The organism is Verrucomicrobiales bacterium (genome assembly GCA_016793885.1).
Classification (GTDB): Bacteria; Verrucomicrobiota; Verrucomicrobiia; order Limisphaerales; family UBA11320; genus UBA11320.
On the sequence record JAEUHE010000249.1, the window covers coordinates 1 to 20,498 of the forward strand.

The following is a 20,498-nucleotide window of genomic DNA, read 5'->3' on the forward strand; positions in this document are numbered from 1 at the left end:
ACGGGCTTCGTCGAACGCCCATTGGATGCTACGGCTTGGCAAGCCAGCGAAAGAACGGGGAGCTTAATCCGTCGGGAATCGAGGAGACTCAAACACCGTGTCCGGGTTTTATTACGTCTACATTCTAGAAACCGTGGAGGAGCCACGATCCTATTATGTAGGACTCACCCAGGATCTGGCCGAGCGACTCAAATACCACAACGCGGGCCGAGTTCCCCACACTTCACGACCAAACTCGTGAACGTACGTTCACCGAATTGGTCATCGCTTGCCCATGGGCGGAGGAGCCGGGTGACCACCTCAGCCAGTTAGGTCCTGGAAATAGCCTCCGTGATCTGAACTAGATCTCCACCTGCATGCCCAGTTCGACGACGCGGTTGGCTGGGAGTCGGAAGAAGGTGGTGGCCTGCTGGGCATTTCGCGACATGAAGGCGAACAGCCGTTCGCGCCAGAAACTCATTCCGGCTCCCTTGGTCGGCAATATCGTCTCCCGGCCCAGGAAGAAGGTGGTCTCCATGGGTTTGAAGTCCAGCTGGTACTCCGAGCATCGACGCAGGATGTGCTCGACATTCGGCTCTTCCATAAATCCATACCTGGCTGTCACTTGATAAAAGCCATTGGATAGATCGGCTACCTGGAGCCGCTGGCTGGAACTGACATGGGCGGCATCGTCCGTCGCGATATGCAGCAGCACGGTGCGATCGTGGATGATCTTGTTGTGCTTCAGATTGTGGAGCAGGGCCTGCGGGGTGCCCGCCGAGCTGCCGCACAGGAACACCGCGGTGCCGCGCACCCGCACTGGCGGGTTGAGCTTCACGTCCTCCAGAAATAATTCCAGGGGAAGTGAACCTTGGCTGAGCTTTTGATAGACCAGCTGGCGGCCTCGTTTCCAGGTGGACATCAGGGTGTAGGCGCTCACTCCGATCAGGATTGGAAACCATCCGCCCTCCAGGAACTTGACCGCGTTTCCGCAGAAGAAGGCCAGCTCGATCACCCCGAAGCAGGCCACCGCACCCCAAGCTTTGAGTTTGCTCCAGCCCCAAAGGCGTCGGGCGGCGACTCCGAAGAGCAGGCTCGTCACCAACATCGTCAGCGTGACCGCGATGCCATAGGCCCCCGCCAGTTTGTCGGAGGAGCGGAAGCCGAGCACCAGCCCGATGCAGCAGACCATCAGCGCCCAGTTCACCGGCGGAATATAAATCTGGCCACGTTCTGTCGATGAGGTGTGCAGGATGTTCAGCCGCGGAATATACCCCAGCTGGATTCCCTGCATGGTCAGTGAGAACGCTCCCGAGATCAGCGCTTGGGAGGCAATAACAGCCGCCATGGTGCTGAGGGCCACCAGCGGATAGAGCGCCCAGCCGGGTGCCAGCTTGTAGAAGGGGTTTTCGACCGCTTCCGGGTGAGTGAGGAGCAGGGCTCCCTGTCCCAGGTAATTCAGAACCAAGCCGGGGAACACCGCCAGAAACCACGCGCGGCGGATCGGAGGCAAGCCAAAGTGGCCCATGTCGGCATAGAGTGCTTCTGCACCGGTGACGGCGAGGAACACCGAACCAAGAACGAGGAAGGACGTGAGGTTGCCGGTCAGCAGGAATTGGATCGCCCACCAGGGATTCAGGGCGTTGAGGACGGAAGGAGCCTGAACGATGCCATGGATGCCCAGGGCGGCCAGGGTGGCAAACCAGATGGTCATGACGGGCCCGAAAATCTTGCCGACGTTCCCGGTGCCGATGTGTTGAAAGGAGAAGAGTCCGATCATGATCACGACCGCGATCGGCACGACCCAGGATTCGAACTGGCTGGTGGCTACCTTCAGTCCTTCCACCGCGCCCAGGACCGTCACCGCCGGTGTGAGCATTCCATCTCCGTAGAGCAATGCCGCGCCGAAGACTCCGAGGAAGACCAGAGGACCTTTGGATTGATTGACCCGGCTTCCGATCGCCAAGGCCAGCAGAGCCAGGATGCCACCTTCGCCGTGGTTGCTCGCCCGCATGACGGTCAGCAGATATTTGACCCACACGATGAGGATCAGAGCCCAAAAGATTAGCGACAGCACACCCAGCAGGTTGTCGCGGTTCAGCGGCACACCATGGACTCCATGGAAGCATTCCCGCAGCGCATAGAGCGGGCTGGTCCCGATATCGCCGTAGACCACACCCAGGGCTCCCAACACCAAACCCGCCCGCGGGCGGGAGACGGTCTCGGTATAACTCATAATGAACGATGATCGGTCATCTCTCTCACTTCACCGCCTGCCTCGCCAACGAGGAATCCGTCCGTGAGTTCTTCCACGGAATGGCCAACGCGACTCATTGGAGGGGATCTTGCGAGACCCGGCTGCTGACGCCGCGGCTCTGAAGGAATCGCCCTTTCAATTGCCTACGAGGTTAGCTGACGGGCTAGGCCTTGAAAGTGACCTCAACGGCTTTCCGTTGCTCGCCCCAGCTTCGGATGAGCGACTTTCGCCACCGAAGCGATTGGTTCCCCCGCGCGGCATCTTTGTCACGATGCCCGCTTAGGCTGCGCTGCTAATTTCTCCCTAGCTAATGGGACATCGTCCGTGGAAAGTCAATCGGGTTCTGCTTGGTTTGTGACTTGCTACCTTCTTGTAAATCATTTGCTTCCAAATGATTGTGCGGTTTGAAATTCCTCGCTTCAGAACCGCAATCGGACCGTCACTGCAGTGCCCCGGGCGGGGACGCGGCGCAGATCAGGAAAGTGGATGTCGTCGTTGTCCCGATCGATCCCCGCGTTGTTCATCAACGCCACCGGATCACGAATCAATGAGATGATGGAACCTTCCTCTTGAGCCACGAAAAGACCTTGGTGCAGAAACGAGCCATTGTAAGTCCACTGTCTTGAGCTCATGCGCTGGGGCTTTGCTCCTTCCTTGGACGGATGCAACACCACCAGGCGCTCCAAGGGAACGTTTCGTTGCCGACCGGCTGGTTTCCAGCAGATTTCGATTCTGACGGTTGAATTTCGCTGGAGCCGGATGGGGGAGTTCGTGTCGCCCAGATCGTCTGATGGCTGAATCCCCAGGAGGAGCACCGCTACATGTAGATCGGTCGGAGAGACCTCCGTGGTGAGCAGGCTTTCATGGGTCTTGCCATCGGTCGTCACCAATGCGTATTCGATCACCTCATTCGTTATTCGGACCATGGCGGGAAAGCTCACGCTCCGCTCGGCGCGGTTCAACTCGATCAAGCCGATCTGGAACGTTTGAGGACCAGTCTGCACTACCTGATTGGTGGAGGGGTTTGCCGAAGCCTTTGGAACAAACGCCAGGAGGAGTAGGCTTTGGAGGCAGCACCTAAGCCAAAACTGGCTTCGCTTTAAGTGGCGAAGAATGTTCATGAAAGAGGAGGTTGCCTGGGAGTTGCGGCGATGGGTAGCTCCAAAATAAGCGGCCCGAAATAATTTGGTTTCAAATTTATTCAGTTTTGCAAAAGTGGCCTTACCGCGACCCATGAACGACCCTTTGCTGATCGTTGCTGATTCCGAACATGACGCCAATATGCTGTATGCTGTTGGCATGTTTGTCCCCGATCCGTTTATTTTTTTCCAAGTAGGAAAACGCTCGACGATCATCATGAGTGATCTGGAAGTCGATCGAGCGCGTCGGGAGGCGTCGCATTGTCGAGTGGTGGCCAGAAGTGAGGTGGTGCGTCGGTTGGTGCGCGACAAGGTTCAGCCTCCCGACACCGCCGCGGTGATCGCCTATGCACTGAAGAAGGCAGGGGTCCGCAAGGTTCGCGTGCCGGACAATTTTCCGATGGGGCTGGCTCAGCGATTAGAACGCCTTCGCATCAAGGTGAAGCCGCGCGCTGGAGATTTTTTTGCGGAGCGCGCCAAGAAGACCGCGACCGAGGTCAAGAAGATCAGCGCCGCATTAACGATGGCTGAAGTGGGTTTGGCGGAAGGGATTCACGCCATCAAGAATTCACGAGTCGGCAAGAACCGCCGCCTGATGTACCGCAACGTCCCGCTCACTTCGGAGAGATTGCGCGGCATCATCGGAACGGCGGTGATCCAGGCCGGTGGCATCGCTGCCAACACGATCGTGGCATCGGGCCTGCAGACCTGTGATCCGCACGAACGGGGACACGGAGTGCTCAAGGCGGGAGAGCCCATTATTTTGGACGTTTTCCCGCGATCCGAACAGACGGGCTATTTTGGAGACATCACGCGCACGGTAGTGAAAGGTCGGGCTTCCGAAGCGGTCAGGCAGCTCTATCGGGCGGTGGAGGAGGGGCAGGATCTTGCTTTTTCCCTGCTCTGTCACGGGGCCGACAGCCGGGAGATTCACTTGAAGGTGCAGGCTCACTTCACCAGCTTAGGGTATCGGACCGGCCGTTCGCGCGGCCGCATGCAGGGGTTTTTTCATAGCACAGGGCATGGCCTGGGATTGGATCTTCATGAATCGCTCAGCATCGGCCCCAACTCCCAGGATCAGCTTCAGGAGGGGCATGTGGTGACGATCGAGCCTGGACTCTATTTCCCCAATCTCGGTGGCGTTCGGCTGGAGGATGTGGCCCTGGTGACCAGGCGCGGAGCCCGCAACCTCACGCGTTTCGAGAAGGTTCTCGAGGTCTGACGTCAGTACGTCTGGGGCGCGTGGTGGGGTAGCTCACTTAACGAAGCGGCTTCGGAACAGGCTGAGATCGAAGGCGGGCTTTCGGCGCATGACCAGGTCGGCCAGCACCTCACCCAACACGCTGGCGAACTTGAACCCATGTCCGGAGCAGGGGCTGGCGATCCAAACCTGCGGGTGTTCCGGGTGGCAGTCGATCCAGAAATGTGAATCGGGAGTATTGGTGTAGGTGCAGACGGTAGCCGATCGGAGTGGACCGTTGGCATCAGGAGTGAAGCGACGCATCTGTCTCCTCAGGGCCACCTCATCAGCCGGCTGGACTGTGCGATCCAAGGTCTCCAGCGTCGTGGGAGCCCCGGAGTGGTGCAGGGCCAGCTTCACTCCGTCGCCCAGGTCCGGGAATCCGTAGAAGAAGTCCCCCTCGTTGGTTTCCCACAAGTGAACGGGACAGCGATCGGGTGCAAAATATTGGGGGTTTTGTAGCGCTGAGAACCAGAACAGGATTTGACGTTCGAGGGAGAGGGGTAGGGACAGTTCCGGCAGCAGAGAGCTTACCCAGCTTCCGGCGGTGAACAGGAGGTTTTGGGCGCTGTAGGTTCCACGCGAAGTCCTGACCTCGCAGCCCTGAGCGGAGGCTTTCCATTCCAGGACCGGCTCGTCGGTGCGCAGGGTCGCGCCGCAGGCGTGCGCGAGAGCGAGGTGAGAGGCGATGCACGTTTCTGGGAAGAGAATTCCCGCCCGGGGCTCCCAGAGGCCCAGGAGATCCTCCGACGGCCGCAGTGCGGGAAACCGACGGCTGATCTCGCTCGCGGTCAGGACTTCGTGGGGCAGGTGATGTTGCTCGGCGCTGGCCCTCGCGCCTGGGAAGATCACGCCTTTCTCTGGGCCTAGCATTAACCCCCCGGTGGTTTGGAGCAACCGTTCCCCGCTGCGTACCTCCAGATCCCGCCAGAGGTCGAACGCTCGTTGGAGAAGCGGGACGTAGAGAGGATGCTCGAAATAAGCCTCGCGGATGATGCGAGTCTGTCCGTGGGAGGAGCCCATCGCGTGAGGGGGCGCGAAGCGATCGAGGCCCATGACATTGTGGCCGCGGCAGGCCAGGTGGTATGCGGCCGCACTCCCCATGGCTCCCAAACCAATGACTAGGGTGTCGAAGATCATCTGGTGTTTCTTATCCACAAAAAACGACGCCGAACTTTGCAGTTCGGCGTCGTGCGATCAAGCTTTGTACTGTGGCTGGAGGCTTACTGAGCGGGGGGGGCTTCGACTAGGCGGAAATAGCCTGCCTTGTCGCCCGGAACCGCCGCTTTATCCAGCAGCAGGACTCGACGTGCTCCGACCTGCCGAGGGTCTCCGGTGGCCGACCAGGGCCCAGCCAGGCTCGGGGCGGCATTGAGAACGAATCCGGTGTCCGGAAGGTTCCAGCTTACCAAGAAGCCGATGTCCGGGGAGAGGGGGAACACCCCGCCAGCATCCTGAGCGCGAGCTGCCCACGATTCCGGAGCGAGCTCGGAGCCTTGGAAATTGTCGTCCACAATGGTGGAGGCGCCTTTGACAATTGTGATGCGAGTGATGAGGGCCGACTGACCAACGCGCGCGTCCGAGTTGGGTTGCACTCCGAAAAGGGCGCTGATACCCGCTGATGACGGCTCGAAGGCGGCGACTTCCTCGGTCGGGATCGTAATGTCCACCGTCTTGTTGTCGGCGGAGGTGATGGTGATGTCGGTGTCGTTCTTGAACGTGATGGTCCAGGTGCCGAGCATCGATTCTGCCCAGACCTCGCCCAGCACGCCAACCGGACCTTCCGCAGCGCGGTCCGGGGTGCGATAGAGCATGGCGTTGCCGGCCGGCTCGTTCACCTTGTGGAGGAAGCGGGCGCGGGCCATGGTGCGGCCGTTCTCGGCTGGATTGCCGGCATACTGGAATTCGACAAGGATCACGTTGGCATCATTCCAGTCCGGAGTGCTGCTTTTGCCTGAATCCTTCGACAGAATGATGTGCCCCTGGAAACCGGCCTGCGTCGCCCTGTCCGGGAAATCTCCCCAGGTGACCGAGTAGGAAAGGGCTTCCCCTTGGTTGACCCACCACAGGTTCTGGTCGAGCTGCTCGGAAGGAACGTAGATGACGTTCTGACGCTGGTAGGCTTGGCCCGGTGCGCTGGCGATCAGCTTGAGGCCGGGCTGGGTGTTCTTGGCGATGGCCAGAGTGGGCGGTTGGACGCCGCCGGTCTTTTGAGTGAACACGAAGTTATCCAGGTAGTAGGTGATCGGACCTTGGAAGGTCGAGCTTCCGTTCTGGATCAAGATGGCAGATAGAGTGCCTTCGGTCGCGGGTATGGAGAAGGTGATCGTCGTCCACGACTTGCTGGTCAGGTTGACGCCCCCCAGCGGCGTGCCATCCGAGCTGCGCTTCAATTCGAAATATCCGTAGTTTCCATCGGAGTTGGCCACGGAGTCTTCTCCGACCTTGACGTCGACGGAGACTGAAACGTGGTCGGTTCCAACCACTGGCTCAGGGAAACTGCGGGTGATCACCATCTGTTCCCATCCATTGCCGCCATCGGGCGTGAAGTACTCCGCCGTCACCTTGAGCGATCCTGAATCCGGCGAACCTTTCGCGTCCTGCGGATCCCAGGTGATGACCGGTGATGAACCCCAGGTGGCGGTCCAGCCGGCTGCGGTCTCTTCGGTGTCGAAGGTGTCGATCGTGGTCAACGGGGCGGGCGGGGCCACGAAGCGCAGGTTGTCGATCTTGAAGCTAACGGGCCCTTGGAAAGTGGAACTGCCGTTTTGGATCAGAATGCCGGCGAGGGTTCCTTCGGTCGGCGCGATGGGGAAGGAAATGGTCGTCCATTCCTTGCTCGTGATGTTCACGCCTCCCATGGCCGTTCCATCTGAGGTGCGCTTGAGCTCGAAATATCCGTAGTGGCCATCCGTGTTAGCCACGGAGGATTCGTCCACCTTGACATCGATGGCGATGGCCTCGTACTGCGAGCCGATCACCGGAGCGTCGAAATTGCGCGTAATCACCATCTGCTCCCAGCCATTCCCGCCATCTGGGGTAAAGTATTCTGCGGTGACCTTGAGGGATCCAGAGGCAGCTGAACCCTTCGCGTCGTCGGCATCGAAGGTCAGCACCGGGGCGGTACCCCAGGTGGCGGTCCAGGTGCCCGCCGTAGCGTCAAACGAGTCAATGACCAGATCGGCCTTCAGGCTGGAAGGCGAGGCGCAGGTAAATCCGGCGACTGCGAGGGCGACCAGCGCTCCACTAGAGTTTAAGAATTTCATAGTTGGTTTCTGTTTTTAGGCCCCGAAACGCAACGTCGCGACGATCGATGCGTCATCGCACGGGGTGCCCATCGGGGTTAGGTGAAGTATTACATTACCAAACAACTCTCTGCATGTCATCAAAAGTGATTACACGCCGGCAGTTGGAGTTGTGTGATGTAAGCTGTTGATAGCCTATAGGATCAGTCTAAATCGGTCGACTTTTGCCGGCGCCTCATGAGTTCCTTCCAGGTGGTCAGCTGGATGCCCCGCGCCTGGATGAGTTCGCGGACTTTCGGGTCGGTAAGCGCGGAGAGGTCAGCCTTTCGAGATTCGCTGGACCCCGTAATGATGGGAAAGTCTTCCGTCGGCCGCGAAGCATGGAACAGGATTTCCGTCACCCCTGGTTTGAGATCGGAGAGCAAAGTCACCAGTCGTTCGGTTTTCTCGTTGGGCTTCCAGCCGTAGGATCCCGTGTGGAGGTCATCCAGTACCGGGAGCCCCCCATTCCATATCTTTCGGATCCATGGTTTGAGTTTGATGGTCGCATCGGCGTTTTCGATCAGCGTGTGAGTCGAATGGCCGCCGACGGCAAGGATGGGAATCTTCTTCTCCAGGCCGACTTTCACGAACCGTTCAAAGTAATCGGGCCGCGCGAAGAGCGTGCCCATGTGGGAGTCCAGGTGGGTGATGGGCAGGCCCATGGTTTCAGCTCGATCCACCTGAGCGCGAATCTCTCGCTCGACCTCGTCGGCCGATGCCTTGGCTGCGACAGCAACGACGCTACGCCAGAGACAACCCTCGGGGTCCACCAGCCCCGGAACGGCGGGTTTGCCGGCCACAGGACCCCAGCGGTACGGCGCCCACTCAGAAGTCAGCGTCAGGTGGAGTCCGCTGTCCACGTCGGGGTGATCCCGAAGGTAGCGGGCGATATCAGGCACCCACGGGCAGGGCATCATCACCGCCCAGGAGGTCGCGACACCTTTCTCGACGGCTTCCACGGCTCCCAAGTTGGAGGGGCGAGACATGCCTACATCGTCCACATGCAAAATCACCACCACGGAGCCCGGTTTCCAGCCCAGACGCTCGGCAAACGTCATCTCCGCGGCGTGGGATGCGAGCGTGGTCCAGAGCATCATTAAGCAGGAGAATAGGCGGCTGCCACAAAAGGGTCGGACAGTCTTGGGACGGATGGTGCGCATGTGACAACACTTCGGCAGAGTTCTGATTTGTGCAAGGCTGAACGCGGCTTACGCTCCGGGGGGTGATTCGAAGTCCGTCCCTTGCTCCTTGGGATCTCCCCGATGGATATTTTTTGACTTAGAGTCAAAATATGGCTATGAGTTTCGACCAATGGGTGTCAGCGAGCGCAAAGCACGGGAACGGAGCAGCCGGGAGGAGTTGATCCTCGAGCAGGCTCGGCTCATTTTACTTCGGGAAGGCTATCAGGCGCTCAACCTCGATCGTTTGGCGGAAGCGGTGGAGTATTCCAAGGGTACCTTGTACCAACACTTCGAGTCCAAGGAGGATATCGCCCTGGCCGTGGCGACTCGCGCTTTGGCGGAACGAGCTGATCTTTTTGAGCAGGCGGAGCGTTTTCAGGGAAAGACCCGTGAGCGCATGCGGGCGGTGGGATTCGCCTGCTGCGAGTTCGCGATGCGACATCCTGATTACTTCAAGGTGGAGATGATGTTGAAAGGCCTTTCGTTCTGGGAGAAGGCTTCCGCCCAGCGTCGTTCCGCGCATGGACAGCAGGCCATGCGAGCGTTTCAGGTGGGACACGGAATTGTCCAGGCAGCCTTAAGGCAGGGGGACCTTCCCCGATCCAGCCTTGGATCGCAGCAGATCACCTTCAGCCTCATCGCCGTGACGGTGGGCAGTCATATCATGGCCGCGGAGCCTGACCTTTCGGCGCTGGCCGGGATCCGCAATCCGATCGCGACGGTGCGCGAGAACCAAGATTTGATGTGCGATGGTCTCGGCTGGAAGCCGCTGGCTGGACACTGGGACTACGAGGCTACGGATCGTCGCATCCATGCTGAAATCTTTCCGACCTCTACTTGGTACGACGCGCGAACCTCCCCGCGTCCCGCCAAGAAAACCGCGCGCGTTCCCCGCCGCTCCTCGCCATGAACTACATCGCCATCCAGATGCTCACGGGGGATCGAGCGAAATATCTCGGCCTGATCTTTTCTATCGCCTTCAGCACCTTTTTGCTCGAGAACCAAACCTCGATCTTCGCGGGCATCCTGCGTCGCTCGGGAAACCAGATTCTCGATGTGACCGATGCGGATGTCTGGGTGATGGATCCGCGGACGCAATATTTCGAGGAGACCAAGGCGCTTAAGGAGACCGATCTCAACCGTGTGCGTGGAGTGGCCGGAGTCGACTATGCGGTCCGGCTGTTCAAAGGAAATCCCGTCGCGCGCACCGAGGCCGGCCACTACAATGTTTGCACCGTCCAGGGCTTGGACGATGCGACCTTGGTCGGCGCGCCCAGGTCCATGCTTTTGGGCTCTTGGGAACGACTCCGGGAACCTCGGTCGATCGTCATCGACAAAGCTGGCTACCTTCTCTTGTTCCCCGGCGAGCCTTTGCAGATCGGACCCACCCTCGAGCTGAACGATCACAAGGTCCAGATCGTTGGCATCTCCGATGCGCTTCCGGCGTTCGTCAACTTTCCCATCATCCACGCGCGCTACAGCGAGGCCATCCAGTTTCAAGGACGGGAGCGGAAGCAGCTTTCCTTTGTGCTAGTTCGGCCCGTGCCGGGAATTTCCCCGGAAACTCTGGCGCGTCGAATCGGCGAGCAGACAGGTCTGAGGGCGCGAACCCGCGATGAGTTTCGTTGGGATTGTATTCGCTACTACCTCAAGAACACCGGCATCCCGGTCAACTTTGGCATCACGATTGGGATCGCGGTCATCGTCGGGCTGGTGGTGTCCGGCCAGACCTTCTATCTCTTCACGGTGGAGAACCTCCGGCAGTTTGGTGCGCTCAAAGCGATCGGGGTGACGAATCTCAGGCTCATGGGAATGATCGTGCTGCAGGCGCTGATGGTGTGGTTCGTCGGGTTTTCCCTGGGCACCGGCTTGGCGGCCGGCTTTTTCGAAGCCACACTGAACAACATCCCGACCCGACATCTGGTGCTCATGTGGCAGAACGTGTTGGGCGTGGGCGCTCTGATGATGGGAGTCGTGCTGCTTGCCAGCCTGCTGAGCATTCGTCGCGTGATCGTGCTCGAACCCGCCATTGTGTTTCGATGAAACCAGCGTCTTCCATTTCCGACGTTACGGCTCCAGGACGCACTGCGGTTCGGTGTCAGGAGTTGCACAAGCATTTCGGCACTGGCGACGCGCGGGTGGAGGTGCTGCGGGGGGTCAACTTCGCCGCCGAACTGGGGCAATTGACATTTCTGGTCGGACCTAGCGGGTGCGGTAAGACGACGCTGATCTCGGTGATTGCCGGGCTGTTGGACAGCACCGCCGGTGAGGTGGAAGTGTTTGGCGTGCGACCCGAAACCATGGCCGCGCGGGAGCGAATTGAGTTCCGGCGTCGGAACCTGGGGTTCGTGTTTCAACAGTACAATTTGCTGCCGGCCTTGACTGCCGCCGAGAACGCGGCGGTTCCGTTGATGGTGGCCGGAATGCCGCGGCGCGGGGCTCTGGATCGTGCCCGTGATTTGCTGTCGCGGTTGGGCCTGAATAATCGGTTGGACGCGCTTCCGCGAACTCTCTCCGGCGGGCAGCAGCAGCGGGTCGCCCTTGCTCGAGCGCTGGTCCACGAGCCTCGCCTCGTGGTGTGTGACGAGCCTACGGCCGCGCTCGATCACGAGACCGGCAATGATGTCATGGAGCTGCTGGCTTCATCCGCGGTGCATCCCTCTCGCGCCGTGATCGTGGTCACTCACGACAGCCGGGTGTTTCAGTTTGCCGACGCCATCGCCCACATGGACGATGGTCGCATCGTTCGGGTACAAGGGCGACCTTCGTCGTCCAGTGGAGATCAATCTTGATGAAAAAGATGCTCATGCCGTTGTTGGGGGTGTTGGTGCTTTGTCTCGCGGCGGCCTCCATCGTGCGCACCCAGCCGGCGGCCCACCGCAACGACCCGCCGTCCGCACCGCCGCGATCCACCTTTACCTCACGCGTGGCCGCCGTGGGCTTGGTCGAAGCCAATACGGAGAATATCTCCATTGGCTCCCATCTGCCGGGGGTGGTGGAGCAGGTGTTCGTGCAGGTGGGGCAACCGGTGAAGAAGGGGGACCCCCTGGTGAAGTTAGACACCCGACGTCTCGAGGCCGCGAGGGCGGAGGCGGAGGCGGCGGTCGCGGTTCGTCAGGCTTCGCTCGAAACGGCGAAGGCCGATGCCCAATCCGCGGAGGCGTCACTGTCCGATGTGCAGCGCCTGTTAAAGATCGCCGAAGCGACCGATCCCCGCAGCATCAGTGTCGAGGAAGTGACCCGGCGTCGGAGCGCCGTGGAAATCGCTCAGGCCCGGCTGGCCGCCGCCCGATCGAGCATCGGTGCTGCCGAGGCTGGAATTCGAGCGGCCGAAGCGACCCTCGCATCCACCCGGGTGGAGATCGAACGCAGCACGGTCCACGCGCCGATCGAGGGACAGGTCCTGCAAGTGAAGATTCGCGTCGGCGAGTTTGTGCCCGCGGGAGCGACGCCGGAGGCCTGGCTCCTGCTGGGAAACGTGACACCCCTTTACCTGCGGGCCGACGTCGATGAGCATGAGGCCTGGCGCGTCACGTCCCAGGCCAAGGCCGAGGCCCAGGTGCGAGGGAACGCCGCGTTGGCGAGCCCGTTGGAGTTTGTGCGGTTTGAGCCTTATGTTCTGCCCAAGCGATCCCTCACTGGGGAGGCGGTCGAGCGGGTGGACACTCGCGTGTTGCAGGTGATTTATCGGATCACGAACAAAGACCTACGGCTGTTCGTCGGCCAGCAGATGGATGTCTTTATCGAAGCTGAGGCATCGGAGCGGGCGGGGAGCGTAACCCCGGTGACTCAGTAGTGGTGGATCACCTTCGACCCCAGACCCCGTCGGGGTCATAGAAATTAGCCGGGTGATCGAAGATCCCCGGAACCAATGTCTAGAAGAATAGCGCATCGCTCAGCGATGCCACTTCCTGGTCCAGACAATGAACACAGCCGTAGGGGGCAACTCTCAGAGTTTGGACGTTCGTGAAATAAACGCCGAAAACTCTATTGACAATCCCCTGGGGGGGGGGGGGTAGATTCAAAGCAGATAGTGAGGTATTAGTGCATGAGCTGGACATCAATAGTCCGCTCACAAATTCAAACGCACATGTCGCTCTTACAATCATTGCTTCAAGATCCTGCGCCGATGGACGTCTACATCGCGCTTCGCGATGATGGCGCGATGGGATCTGGAGTCGAGGCTGATCCCTGGAATGGCGGTCTCCAGAATTCGGTCGAGTATTCCCTTTCTGCGGGAGGTTTCTCGGTGGATAAGGTGACAAGCGCTCCGAGCACGATTGTGACGGTGACACTCACCAATCATCCATTCCTGACCAACGATATAGTGTTGATCAAAGGCATTGAGGGAGGGGATGGCGAGCTCTACAATGGGTCCTTCATCGTCACCAAACTGGGTGCCAATTCCTTCAAATACACCGTGCTGAGTGTCGCTCCGGGCAATACCCAACCAACCGGATCCCCTACGGGGTCGAATATCAAATGTCAGTTGGACCCCTATCGGTTCGATGCGCTGATGCGCAGTCTTCCGACCGATAAACCAGTCACGGTCCACTTAGGACCGGGTGTCTTTCTGACTAAGGGCTATGAGGAAACCTTTCGAGGACAAGTCAGCTGGAAGCCATTTAGTGGTCTGAAGATTCGGGGTTCCGGGATGGCGTTGACCACACTAAAACTGGCCAGTGCAACGTACCGTTATCTCCACTACTATGTGGTTGGCATGCCGGGGCTCTTTTCGTCGTCCCCTGTGCTTGAAAATTTTGAAATTACTGAGTGTTCGATTGACTGCGATATCTCAAATCAGCCTGCACAGAATATTACCTGTGGCGCTGTCTTTATTCGAGGTAGTTATACCTTGGTGCGTCGAGTCCGATGCATCAACTTTGGGCGGCAGGGAGTCCCGGCTTACACACCCGAGTGCTTTGTCATCAACGTAGGAGGGGCTAGCTACCAGAACGCTGGGGGCAAATACATTACTCAGGGTTGTGTCGTTGAGGAATGCATGATCGAGAGCCCAGGCCTCAACAACGTCAAAGAGGCCACGCTCATTAATACGGCGGGAGGCGATACCCCTGCGAACGCAACGTCCGGCTTTCTCTTCGCTCGGTCGATAGGCACGGTGATCCGGAATAACTATATCAACTGCGAATATCAGACCAATCCGGTAGCGATCGCAAGCATCACCAAAGGTATTTTTTCTGGAGGTTCTGTTGAGATGACCGTCATCACCTCAAATCCTCATGGTCTGAGTGCGGGAAAGTTTGTTCGAATCGCTGGGGTTGCCGTCACGTCTGGTGCTCCTGCCGGAGACATCTACAACAATCCCTACAACGGCTCCTTCGCCGTCACCTCGTCCAGTGGGCTCTACCAATTCAAGTATGAGACCGAGGTCGCTTCGGACCCTACCAGCCCTGATGTCATTCAACTTGGGTTGTGGGTGGGTAGGTTTTCGAGTCACTACGTCAACATCAGCAGTCTTGCTGGGCTCACCAATCCGAGCGGCACTGTGTGGCAGATGACTGTGACCACGGCAACGCCGCATTTCTTGATTCCGTGGGACCGACTCACCGCTCCATCTCCCGTGCCAGGAAGCGTGGTGGTGATCAGTGGATTCAGTGTGGCGTCCAATCTCAACGGTGTATGGTATGTTGACTCACGCTCGACAGCCAAGTCATTCGTCTGTTCCCGCGACTACTCAGGGGGCTCGCCTCCTTCCATCGCCGGCAGCATCGGGGATGGGATCATCGGGATTAGGCTCCAGGGCGTAGGGGACGGGGCAATTGTCGAGGGCAACCAGATCCGAAACTGCACTTTCGGGGGACCCTACATTGATACTTATGGCGTTCCCGAGATTGTCATCCGGAACAATCTTTATAGCGGCGTGCGGAGAGGTCCATTCCAGTCCCTCGAGCAACCGGTGGGGACTGTGGTGAGCCAGCGGATCACTTTAACTTGGGTGAGCCGGACTTCTGGAACTCTGGTGACCTTTACCACCAAATCGGGTCTCCCCCATGGATTGGGAGTTGGTCAGGGCTTATTGGTCCAGGATACCAAAAACTCGCTTGGCGGGTTGATCGACGAATACAACCGCTCCTTTAAGGTTTTCGAAGTGATCAGCGCCACTAATTTTACGATCGTTTTGGATGCTGTTCCTCTAACAGATCCCGACAATAGCAAAACTCCGACGATCTCGATGGAGTATCTTTGGGAAACCGTTCGCTGTGTTGTCGAAAAAAATGTCATCGAGCTTGTTCCGGGCGTCAAGGGGGCAGGTGGAGCAAGCCATGGGATTAATTTTGATGGGACAATCCCCGCGCGATACTTCAACTCCCCCCCTTGGCCCCCGGCAAATCGAGTGTTCTGGAGATTTCGTCAAATCGAAGTCAGGAACAACACGATTCGGTATGCCTCCGATGCATTCGGCAATCCTTTACCAGGAGATGCGGTTTACGAAAGCGCTGTCTCCAACGTTCTGGCGCAAACGGCTCGTGTGTTTGACAATATCGTGGACATCAAATTGGATGCCGCTCCCGACACACCTCTCAAGCACTTGAACTGCGGCAGTGTTACCTACTTTAACAACCGAACCTCCGCCGGCGAGCTCGTCCAAGGCTGGCTGCAAGGTTCAGTTCAGAGACTGCCGGAGTTATCCACCCTCATCGATGATGCCCTTACCATGTCCTTTTTATGACTCGTTTGTTCTGCAGAATAGAATTACTGGCGGGCCTCTTAGCAGGTTCCCTAGTATATAGTAGCCAAGCGCGGCCTGCTGTACCCGACCTTCACTTGTTTGCCGTACCTGAGCTATGGGAGACCAATAAGTCGCGGCAAGTTTCAAGGACTCCTTTCGGAAATGTCAAATCGGGGGTTGGGTTAACCTCGGTGCGGTATCAGCAGGTTTACGCCGCGTCGGAGTTTGGTAAAGTGCCCGAAGGTGGCGCCTTTCTCAGTCGCATCGACATTCGAGGAGGCTGCGGTGGCGCGAATGCAGCCTTCATCACGAACCTTGTGGTAAAACTTTCGACCACGCATCGTGGCCCTGATCAGCTAAGTTCGATATTTTCAGAGAATTCTGGTTCTGACGAGGTTGTGGCTTTTCGGGCGGAGACCTGGCTTGCTCGGGGGGACACTGGCCCTTGTGATTTCATTCCGCCCAGAGGAGAGCCTGGCGTAGATTGGGTTTCACCAATGTACTTTAACCCCGCTCTATTCTATGATCCACGCAAAGGCAACCTCCTGCTCGACCTCACTGTTCCTGAACCGCGACTCGACGTGGAGGACTACAACGAATTTCCCCTCTTTAGTGAGGTGGTTGCAACGGCAGGGGACGCATTGTCTCGGGTCGCGGCGGCGGACATGAACGCTGTCGAAGCTGATCTTGTAGATTCAGCTGGACTCGTGGCTTTGTTTTGGTTTGCTCCGCTGCCCCAGCTCTATGTCAGTTCCGAGACCAACGGCATCCAACTGGTTTGGAGCACCGATCCCCGCCAAAGCCGTCTCCAGGTGAGCACACAAGTCGGAGCTGAGTCCGTTTGGAAGGATTTCCCTGCTGATCACGGCAATGATCAGTTTTGGCGTGTAGTGACTGTCCCGTCTGACCAGTTGACCAAGCAGCAATTCTTCCGGCTCTGCTTAGAGACTACCAGCTCCGGAGGCTCTGCCGCTGGTTTGAAATAACGCAGCGCAAAACAACCCAATCCCGTCTCGAATCTTAAGGTATGTCATTGCTCGATGCTCTGCTACTCGATCCTCCACGCTTGAACGTTTGGGTAGCGTTGCGAAATTATTCCATAAGCCTTGGGATTTTAGGGAGTGGAACCCAGACGGATCCATATACGGTGGTCACGGCTTCCGACTTCGATTCGCTCATGCGGGATACCACCCGAATTCCGAACACAACGTGTGTGCACCTCGGACCTGCTCCTGCAAACGCTCCTTTCCTTACAGCGGGTTATTACGATGGGTTGACCGGTTCCGGTTGGCAGGCCAGGCCAGGGATGCGCATCGTGGGTTCTGGGATCGACGTGACGGTCCTCAAACTCGTGAATACCACTGCTTCGAAGAACATTTATGCCGTTGCCCATGACTCGACGACTGGAGCCACGGTGGATTTTTTTGAGATCAGTGAGTTGACAATTCACGCCAATTTTTCCGGAGCAGGTACCAGCGCCAGTTCGTTCGGCGCCGTTCGAATTATGGGTAGCCATTCCCGCATCGTGCGCGTCAAAGCGATAGACTGGGGGAACAAGTGGACGGGTGGCCGTGTAGGCTACGTTTTCGCGATGCTCAGTGGAAACGGGACCTTAACTCCTGCAAACCCGGTGGTCAATTGCGGCATCCAAGAGTGCATTGCCGTCAACCCGGCATCATCGGCAAGCTGGACAAATCACATGGCGGTCTTCCACGTCGGCAATACCGAGTTGCCCGGAGGGACTCCCGCCTATTGTGCGGCCCCGTATATCCGTAACAACTTTGTGGACGCAGGTCAGAACCCGTTGACGGACGGGGCTCCCGCCAACTATTTTCGGGGCCTTTCGATGGCGTGGTGCAAGGCCGGGGTTGTCGAAGGCAACTTGGTTCAAAATATCTACTACGGCGGTCCTTACAATGCGTATCCCGCCCAAGACGTCACCATAAGGTTCAACACCTATCGAAATGTGGCGGTGGGTCCGATCTACAACTTCGGAACCGCTGGAAGCATGAGGTTGCTCATCGAAGGTAACCAGATCGAGCTCACCAAAGTGAATGTGACACCAATCACCGGCGTAGGCTCCGTCTTCGGATATGGTGTCATCCTCTACAACGCTTCGACCGGATCAATGCCATATGGGAGTGTCGTCGTCCGGAACAACTGGATCAAGAACTTCGATGAGGGTTCTCTCGGTTTAAATCCCGCTGGTGGCACTTTCCTGTACGGGGCTTCCAATCTGCTGGTTCGAGAGAATGTGTTGGACGTCAGCGCCGCAGTCACACAGCAAATGATGAATCGTGATTGTACGAATGTGCAGTATTTCGAGAACCGAAATCCCGCTGGTGTCCTCATTCAAGGGGTGCGGGCTACGGGTGCGGTGACTTATGACAAAGTCTACACGGAACTTGCGACCGACGCGGATGATGCCTTGATATTGTCGCTTTTGCGTCACCGAGCCTGATCGAATAGTCGCTGGCCAGCGGGCACGGCCTTTGGTCGCTGGATCGGATTTGCAGCGGTGCAGAACTCTTTCTTTCATAAACAAACCATCCTAGAACAGCCTATGGCAACAAATATCAAAATTCTCAACGCGCTGACACCCGGAGTGATGACCCTGACCACTTCGAGTAGTACGACCGTATACACGGCCGCCTCCCCGAAATCAGCATTGGTGTCTGGAGTCGCCATTTATAATAACTCGACAACAGCTGTGAATGTGAGCCTGCTGCGAGGGACTGCCACGATCTTCAAAACGAAGACAATTCTGCAACCCTCAACCTCAGAGCTTATGAGTGACGTGGTGGAACTGGCCTCGGGGGAGGCGTTGAATGCTCAAGCTTCTCCAACACCTTCGGGTGGCAATGCCGCGGTCACCGTATTGCTGTTTGGTATCGAAAGAGACTAACTTTGCGAAAGAATCCCCCCCCTTCTATACCATGCCATTTATCTTCAAGACCCTTGGGACACCGCTTACCGGTGCGTCAGGCCTGAACACCATCTATACTGTCCAGGCACCTGCGACATCCGCGATCGTAAGTAATATTCGACTTTATAGCGCCGCTGGAACCAATGTGGATCTGTATTTTCTTAAGGACGCAGCCGCTACACCTGGAGTGCCTTTTGCACGGGTATCGTGTGGTGCAGCTGCCTCAGGAATTTTTCAAGGCGAAATCACTTTGAGTCTTGGTAACATTATTAAAGCGAGCTCCTCAGCGGCGACGTATGACGTTACGGCCTTTGGAGCTGAACGCGTTTAAGCAGGCATTTCAGTTTGCTCGGCATCAAACGTACGGAGTTAACTCTATACTGGCGTGAGCGGGACCATTGAGACTTGCACTGTTCAACTCTATCTCCCCGAGGCCACCATCAAGAGGCTCAGGTCTGTTGCATCCGATCCCCAAGAGTCGACCGTGTCTTGTGAGATGCCTGAAGCAGGTTGGTGGGAGGGCTGTCACATCAGTTCCTACGAGCCTGTGAACCTTAGGACCCAACGCGTTTGAACCGCACTATCAGGATCTTGTGGGTCAGTGATAGCCCCCTTTTAGCGACCGGATTCGGCCGAGTGAGTCGTGAGTTGACCACAAGGCTTTCGAATAAACGGAGGCTTGAGGTAGCTGTGGTTGGAGTTGGGTACGATGGGTGGCCATACCCAACCTCGTCATATCCTCTCCGGATTTATCCTTCCTCCGCTGGTAGCCATGGTCAGGATGCCTTCGAGCGAGCTGTCAACGAATTCCAACCGCACCTTGTCATTAGTTTGGGTGAGATATGGATGTTACAGTGGATCCACACCCACGCCACAAGAAAAGGATTCAAATGGATTTCATACCTTCCCCTGGATGCCGGGCCGCTTTATCCACCGTGGGAGTCCGTCCTGATGGGCATGGATGAAATCGTCTGCATGTCCGATTTTGGAAGGAACGTGTTACAAGCAGGCATTCCCTCCAAGCGATCTCACCTCATCTATCACGGCGTTGACACCGAGATCTTTCAACCCCTTCCAGACCGAGGTCAGATCAAGGCTCATCCACGATTCCGGGACAAGTTCGTAATCGGCTGCGTGGCACGCAACCAACCGCGAAAGAATATCCCAGCGCTGGTGAAGGCTTTTGCGATGCTGGTAGAGAATTATGAGGATATGCACCTCTATCTCCACATGAATCCGTGCGATGTAGGACATGATATTGTGACGCTGTTTCGGAGGTATGGTTTGGAGGGAAAGGCAGACGTGTGCGGCCCTGATTTCTCTTTGGATCGAGCGATACCAGACTCTCATCTCAATCGCATCTACAACCTGTTCGACATATTTGCACTGCCAAGCAACGCTGAGGGGTTTGGCCTTCCCATCATTGAAAGCCTTTCGGCCGGTATCCCCGTGGTTGCGACTGACTATAGTGCCTGCCCTGAACTGGTCAGGGGGAGAGGAGAACTGGCGAGGGTTCTAACAACTATCACCACGGGAATGAACATCGTGGAACACGCGGTGATCGACACTGACGACTTGGCGCGCTGCATCGAAAAGTTATACCTTGCCCCCGACTTGGTGCAAACCTACGGCAGAGCGGGGCGAGAATTTGCGCGGAAGTTGACGTGGGATAGTTTAGTCCCACAGTGGCTAGAAGTGATAGGCCTGGCTTTAGGAGTCGACATGGATGAGCCGTCTACGGGATGAGAACTTCCCCAGAACCTGGCCTTGTTACGGCTCCTACAATCAGGAAGTGGAG

At 57.6% G+C, this 20,498-nt stretch carries 16 protein-coding genes; 11 read left to right on the forward strand and 5 right to left on the reverse strand.

Annotated features, from left to right (window positions below; genetic code table 11):
- Nucleotides 1–97 precede the first annotated feature (97 nt).
- Nucleotides 98–241 (forward strand): GIY-YIG nuclease family protein, encoded by a 144-nt coding sequence (locus JNN07_27460; GenBank protein ID MBL9171501.1) that lies wholly within the window; start codon nucleotides 98–100, stop codon nucleotides 239–241.
- 99 nt (nucleotides 242–340) lie between these two features.
- On the opposite strand, the gene JNN07_27465 is transcribed toward JNN07_27460, so the two are convergent.
- Together JNN07_27465 and JNN07_27470 are read right to left on the reverse strand one after the other, a co-directional pair.
- A complete protein-coding gene (locus JNN07_27465) occupies nucleotides 341–2,215 on the reverse strand; it encodes a potassium transporter Kup (protein ID MBL9171502.1) in 1,875 nt (624 codons plus the stop codon).
- Between the two features lie 440 nt (nucleotides 2,216–2,655).
- Nucleotides 2,656–3,357: a hypothetical protein gene (locus JNN07_27470; protein ID MBL9171503.1), complete on the reverse strand. Its 702-nt coding sequence runs from the start codon at nucleotides 3,355–3,357 to the stop codon at nucleotides 2,656–2,658.
- A 112-nt stretch (nucleotides 3,358–3,469) separates the two neighbouring features.
- On the opposite strand from JNN07_27470, the gene JNN07_27475 reads away from it, so the two are divergent.
- Nucleotides 3,470–4,597 (forward strand): aminopeptidase P family protein, encoded by a 1,128-nt coding sequence (locus JNN07_27475; protein ID MBL9171504.1) that lies wholly within the window; start codon nucleotides 3,470–3,472, stop codon nucleotides 4,595–4,597.
- A 33-nt stretch (nucleotides 4,598–4,630) separates the two neighbouring features.
- Here the strand turns inward: JNN07_27475 and solA are convergent, their stop codons facing one another.
- The 3 genes from solA to JNN07_27490 all read right to left on the reverse strand — a co-directional run bounded on the left by solA (nucleotide 4,631) and on the right by JNN07_27490 (nucleotide 8,999).
- On the reverse strand, nucleotides 4,631–5,773 hold the full coding sequence (gene solA / locus JNN07_27480; protein MBL9171505.1) for an N-methyl-L-tryptophan oxidase: 1,143 nt from the start codon (nucleotides 5,771–5,773) through the stop codon (nucleotides 4,631–4,633).
- 65 nt (nucleotides 5,774–5,838) lie between these two features.
- A complete protein-coding gene (locus JNN07_27485; protein ID MBL9171506.1) occupies nucleotides 5,839–7,881 on the reverse strand; it encodes a hypothetical protein in 2,043 nt (680 codons plus the stop codon).
- Between the two features lie 182 nt (nucleotides 7,882–8,063).
- Nucleotides 8,064–8,999, reverse strand: coding sequence for a polysaccharide deacetylase family protein (locus tag JNN07_27490; protein MBL9171507.1), 936 nt, complete (start codon nucleotides 8,997–8,999; stop codon nucleotides 8,064–8,066).
- A gap of 214 nt (nucleotides 9,000–9,213) precedes the next feature.
- Between JNN07_27490 and JNN07_27495 the strand changes: the two genes are divergently transcribed.
- From JNN07_27495 to JNN07_27535, 9 genes are all read left to right on the forward strand, one after another.
- On the forward strand, nucleotides 9,214–9,993 hold the full coding sequence (locus JNN07_27495) for a TetR/AcrR family transcriptional regulator (GenBank protein MBL9171508.1): 780 nt from the start codon (nucleotides 9,214–9,216) through the stop codon (nucleotides 9,991–9,993).
- Entirely contained in the window at nucleotides 9,990–11,126 is a 1,137-nt protein-coding gene (locus JNN07_27500) for an FtsX-like permease family protein (protein ID MBL9171509.1), read from the forward strand. Before JNN07_27495 ends, JNN07_27500 begins: the two co-directional genes overlap by 4 nt.
- Entirely contained in the window at nucleotides 11,123–11,875 is a 753-nt protein-coding gene (locus tag JNN07_27505) for an ABC transporter ATP-binding protein (protein ID MBL9171510.1), read from the forward strand. The genes JNN07_27500 and JNN07_27505 overlap by 4 nt, the downstream gene beginning before the upstream one ends.
- Nucleotides 11,875–12,879 carry an efflux RND transporter periplasmic adaptor subunit gene (locus tag JNN07_27510; GenBank protein MBL9171511.1) on the forward strand — a complete coding sequence of 335 codons (1,005 nt, stop codon included), beginning with the start codon at nucleotides 11,875–11,877 and terminating at the stop codon, nucleotides 12,877–12,879. The genes JNN07_27505 and JNN07_27510 overlap by 1 nt, the downstream gene beginning before the upstream one ends.
- A 294-nt stretch (nucleotides 12,880–13,173) precedes the next feature.
- Nucleotides 13,174–15,774 (forward strand): hypothetical protein, encoded by a 2,601-nt coding sequence (locus tag JNN07_27515; GenBank protein MBL9171512.1) that lies wholly within the window; start codon nucleotides 13,174–13,176, stop codon nucleotides 15,772–15,774.
- Between the two features lie 497 nt (nucleotides 15,775–16,271).
- Nucleotides 16,272–16,760, forward strand: a complete 489-nt coding sequence (locus JNN07_27520) for a hypothetical protein (protein MBL9171513.1) — start codon at nucleotides 16,272–16,274, stop codon at nucleotides 16,758–16,760.
- Between the two features lie 41 nt (nucleotides 16,761–16,801).
- The gene (locus JNN07_27525; GenBank protein ID MBL9171514.1) at nucleotides 16,802–18,235 is read left to right on the forward strand and encodes a hypothetical protein; all 1,434 of its coding nucleotides are present in this window, start codon (nucleotides 16,802–16,804) and stop codon (nucleotides 18,233–18,235) included.
- A 102-nt stretch (nucleotides 18,236–18,337) separates the two neighbouring features.
- A complete protein-coding gene (locus tag JNN07_27530) occupies nucleotides 18,338–18,679 on the forward strand; it encodes a hypothetical protein (GenBank protein MBL9171515.1) in 342 nt (113 codons plus the stop codon).
- Between the two features lie 867 nt (nucleotides 18,680–19,546).
- On the forward strand, nucleotides 19,547–20,446 hold the full coding sequence (locus JNN07_27535; protein MBL9171516.1) for a glycosyltransferase family 4 protein: 900 nt from the start codon (nucleotides 19,547–19,549) through the stop codon (nucleotides 20,444–20,446).
- Nucleotides 20,447–20,498 lie beyond the last annotated feature (52 nt).

Coding starts and splice junctions, on each gene's coding strand:
- JNN07_27475 (MBL9171504.1), top strand. CDS start 3,470: ATGAACGACCCTTTGCTGATCGTTGCTGATTCCGAACATGACGCCAAT.
- JNN07_27530 (MBL9171515.1), top strand. CDS start 18,338: ATGGCAACAAATATCAAAATTCTCAACGCGCTGACACCCGGAGTGATG.
- JNN07_27535 (MBL9171516.1), top strand. CDS start 19,547: ATGTTACAGTGGATCCACACCCACGCCACAAGAAAAGGATTCAAATGG.
- JNN07_27490 (MBL9171507.1), bottom strand. CDS start 8,999: ATGATGCTCTGGACCACGCTCGCATCCCACGCCGCGGAGATGACGTTT.
- JNN07_27510 (MBL9171511.1), top strand. CDS start 11,875: ATGAAAAAGATGCTCATGCCGTTGTTGGGGGTGTTGGTGCTTTGTCTC.
- JNN07_27525 (MBL9171514.1), top strand. CDS start 16,802: ATGTCATTGCTCGATGCTCTGCTACTCGATCCTCCACGCTTGAACGTT.
- JNN07_27470 (MBL9171503.1), bottom strand. CDS start 3,357: ATGAACATTCTTCGCCACTTAAAGCGAAGCCAGTTTTGGCTTAGGTGC.
- JNN07_27495 (MBL9171508.1), top strand. CDS start 9,214: ATGGGTGTCAGCGAGCGCAAAGCACGGGAACGGAGCAGCCGGGAGGAG.
- JNN07_27520 (MBL9171513.1), top strand. CDS start 16,272: ATGTACTTTAACCCCGCTCTATTCTATGATCCACGCAAAGGCAACCTC.
- JNN07_27500 (MBL9171509.1), top strand. CDS start 9,990: ATGAACTACATCGCCATCCAGATGCTCACGGGGGATCGAGCGAAATAT.
- JNN07_27485 (MBL9171506.1), bottom strand. CDS start 7,881: ATGAAATTCTTAAACTCTAGTGGAGCGCTGGTCGCCCTCGCAGTCGCC.
- JNN07_27505 (MBL9171510.1), top strand. CDS start 11,123: ATGAAACCAGCGTCTTCCATTTCCGACGTTACGGCTCCAGGACGCACT.
- JNN07_27465 (MBL9171502.1), bottom strand. CDS start 2,215: ATGAGTTATACCGAGACCGTCTCCCGCCCGCGGGCGGGTTTGGTGTTG.
- JNN07_27515 (MBL9171512.1), top strand. CDS start 13,174: ATGTCGCTCTTACAATCATTGCTTCAAGATCCTGCGCCGATGGACGTC.